Source organism: Lentzea sp. NPDC060358 (genome assembly GCF_042725365.1).
In the GTDB taxonomy this organism is placed as follows: domain Bacteria; phylum Actinomycetota; class Actinomycetes; order Mycobacteriales; family Pseudonocardiaceae; genus Lentzea.
The window spans coordinates 1-2,582 of record NZ_JBHXCW010000439.1 but is presented as its reverse complement, the minus strand read 5'-3'; the positions used below and the strand labels follow the sequence as shown (position 1 = coordinate 2,582).

The 2,582-nt window shown below is 69.7% G+C and carries 3 protein-coding genes; 1 reads left to right on the top strand and 2 read right to left on the bottom strand.

Annotation, left to right across the window (positions count from 1 at the left end; genetic code table 11):
- Positions 1–74: 74 nt before the first annotated feature.
- Positions 75–968 (bottom strand): IS982 family transposase, encoded by an 894-nt coding sequence (locus tag ACFWGZ_RS40645; RefSeq protein WP_382456913.1) that lies wholly within the window; start codon positions 966–968, stop codon positions 75–77.
- 62 nt (positions 969–1,030) lie between these two features.
- Positions 1,031–2,167: a cytochrome P450 gene (locus tag ACFWGZ_RS40640; RefSeq protein WP_382456912.1), complete on the bottom strand. Its 1,137-nt coding sequence runs from the start codon at positions 2,165–2,167 to the stop codon at positions 1,031–1,033.
- A gap of 168 nt (positions 2,168–2,335) precedes the next feature.
- Here ACFWGZ_RS40640 and ACFWGZ_RS40635 point away from each other — a divergent pair, with 168 nt between their 5' ends.
- On the top strand, positions 2,336–2,512 hold the full coding sequence (locus ACFWGZ_RS40635; protein ID WP_382456911.1) for a hypothetical protein: 177 nt from the start codon (positions 2,336–2,338) through the stop codon (positions 2,510–2,512).
- The last annotated feature ends 70 nt before the right edge of the window (positions 2,513–2,582 follow it).

Here is a 2,582-nt window from a genome sequence, read left to right as displayed (position 1 = left end):
CAGCGGCAGGGGGCGGCCGAGCTGACGGCGGTGCGAACACCCGGGCCGGCCCTAGATGAGTAAGTCCTAACTGATCAGTGGTCGTAGGCGATCAGGGATCGGGTGACGGGCTGGCCGGTGGTGCGGTTGTGCCAGATGGCGGCGGTTAGAGCGAGGACGCGTTGGGCGATGCGGGCGGTGACGCCGTCGATGGTGCGGCCGCCGTGCAGCTCGAGATCGAGCTGGCCTTTGAGGGTGTCGTTGACCGACTCGATCAGCTGGCGGACGGGTTTGAGCAGGTGCTGGGCCGGGTGCGGGGTGCGGTCGCGGTAGTTCGGCCGCAGTAACCGGACCCCGCGTGCGGCCAGGAATGCGTCCAGTTCCCGGGAGACGTAGCCCTTGTCCGCGATGATCAGCAGACCCGGCCGGTCGGCGAGCACGGACGGGTCGTGGTCCAAGACCGCCATCAGGACCTGGCGTTCGTCGATTTTCGGGTTGGCCAGCGCCCAGGTGATCGGCAGCCCGGCCGGGGTGCAGACCAGGTGCAGGCGCAATCCCCAGAAGAATCGCGAGTGGCTGGAGCAGTAGCCGTACCCGGCCCAGCCGGCCAGGTTGGAGCGTTTGGTGGTCTCACGGGAGCGGCCGCACTCGACCGGCGTGGAGTCGACCACCCAGGTCGCGTCGGTCCACAGATCGGTGTCGAGCGCGAGCATCCGGATCACGTGCTTGAGCAGCGGAACGGCGTTGCGCAGCCGCTTGTTGTAGCCGGATTGCTGGGGCAGGTAGGTGAAAGCGCCGGGCAGGTGCCGGGGCAGGAACCGCAGCCAGCGGGCTTCGGAACGGATGCCAAGCAAGGCCTGGGCCACGGCGAGAGTGAGCAGTTCGGCGTCGGTCAGCCGGGGCGGCCGCCCGGTCCGGGCGGGCTTGCCCAAGTGATCGTCGATCTTGACGTAGAGTGCGGTCAGAAGGGTGTTCAGGTCGGTCCTCACAAACTGATCTTGAACACCCTTCGTCCGTCTCCGGACACCACCAAGACTTAGGACTTACTCGTCTAGTCGAACCGGAACGTGGCCGTCTCCAGGTTGTCCAGCATCCACTCCCGCCGCACCAGCGGAGCCGACACCTCCCGCCGCAACAGCGGGAGCCGAGCCACCATTTCCTCCAGCACCACCCGCTTCTCCAGCCGGGCCAGCCCCGCACCGAGGCAGTGGTGCGCCCCGTGCCCGAAGGTCATGATCCGAGACCGCCGCCGGATGTCGAACACGTCCGGCGACGGATACCGCTCCGGGTCCCGGTTGGCCGAGCTGAGCCACGCGGTGACCCACTGCCCCGCCGCGATCTCCTGCCCGCCGAGCACCACGTCCCGCACCGCCAGCCGCCGCACGCCGGGGAAGACCGGGTACCAGCGCATCGTCTCCTCGACGGCGCCGGGGATCAGCGACGGGTCCCGCCGCAGCTCGTCCCAGTGGCCGAACTCGGTGAGGAACAGCACGGCGTTCGGGATGCTCGCGAAGGTCGTGTCGACGCCGGCGGCGAGCAGCATCGCGCAGTAGCCGACCAGGTCGCGGTCCGACATCGGCCTGCCGTCCACCTCGTACCCGCGAGCCTGCACGGCGACCAGTTCCGCGATCAGGCCGTCCGCCGGGTCGCTGCGCTGCCGGTCGATCTCGTCGGCGAAGAAGCGCGCCATCTCCTCCTGCGGCGGGACGGTGTTGGTCGTGGCCGAGTCCTCGTACCACTTCTCGAGCCACCCGGCCATCTTCGCCTCGGCGCTCACCTCGAGGCCGAGCAGGTCGCAGATCACCCTCGTCGGCAACGGGCGGGCGACCTGCCGGACCAGGTCGAAGCCGGCGGGGTCGAGGCCGTCGATCAGTTCCGTGGCGATGGCGCGGATCCGGTCCTCGAGCCGGGACATCACCCGCGGGCTGAACGGGTCGGCCACGGCGGCCCTCAGGTCGCGGTGGCGCCGGCCGTCGGCCGCCCACATGCCGCTCATGACGGCGTTGCCGAGCGGGCGCGTCTCGTCCGTGAGGCCGTAGCCGGCCGAGAAGCACTCCTCCTCGGAGAGGACGCGCTGGACGTCGGCGAGGCTGAAGACGCTCCAGCTGTCCAGGACGTCGTCGAAGTGCACCTCGGTGGTGGGATCGAAGAACTTCGCAGGTCCGGCGGGTAAGTGGGCGACAGTCATGCCCACGATCGTGGTGCCTTGCCCGGCGCCCGGGAATCCCCTGATCCGGCTACTGAGGCCCGGCGTAAGGGGTCCTGCTGCCCGACCCTGGGTGATCGTCGGATGTGAGGGGCGATCCCTCAGGAGCACTCTCGTCCTCGTCAACGACACGACTGAGGAGTGAGCGACATGGAGTGGACGCCCGAGGCGATCAAGGCGGAGATGGACTACCGGCAGGAGGCCCTGCGCGAGGACGCCCGCCGCGCACGCGAGTTCCACCGCAGCGGCGCCCGGCCGCGGTCGTGGTGGCACCGGATGACGCACCGCCACGAGCCCGAGGTTCCCGCCGAGCCGCGGGCTGCGTGATACCGGGGGTTCGGGGTGGTTCCCCTCGTCCGGGAACCACCCCGAAGCACGTCCGGGAGAGGTCTCAGGC

Bases quoted from the DNA above. Each gene is read 5' to 3' on its own strand.
- ACFWGZ_RS40640 (WP_382456912.1), bottom strand. From the start codon at position 2,167: ATGACTGTCGCCCACTTACCCGCCGGACCTGCGAAGTTCTTCGATCCC.
- ACFWGZ_RS40635 (WP_382456911.1), top strand. From the start codon at position 2,336: ATGGAGTGGACGCCCGAGGCGATCAAGGCGGAGATGGACTACCGGCAG.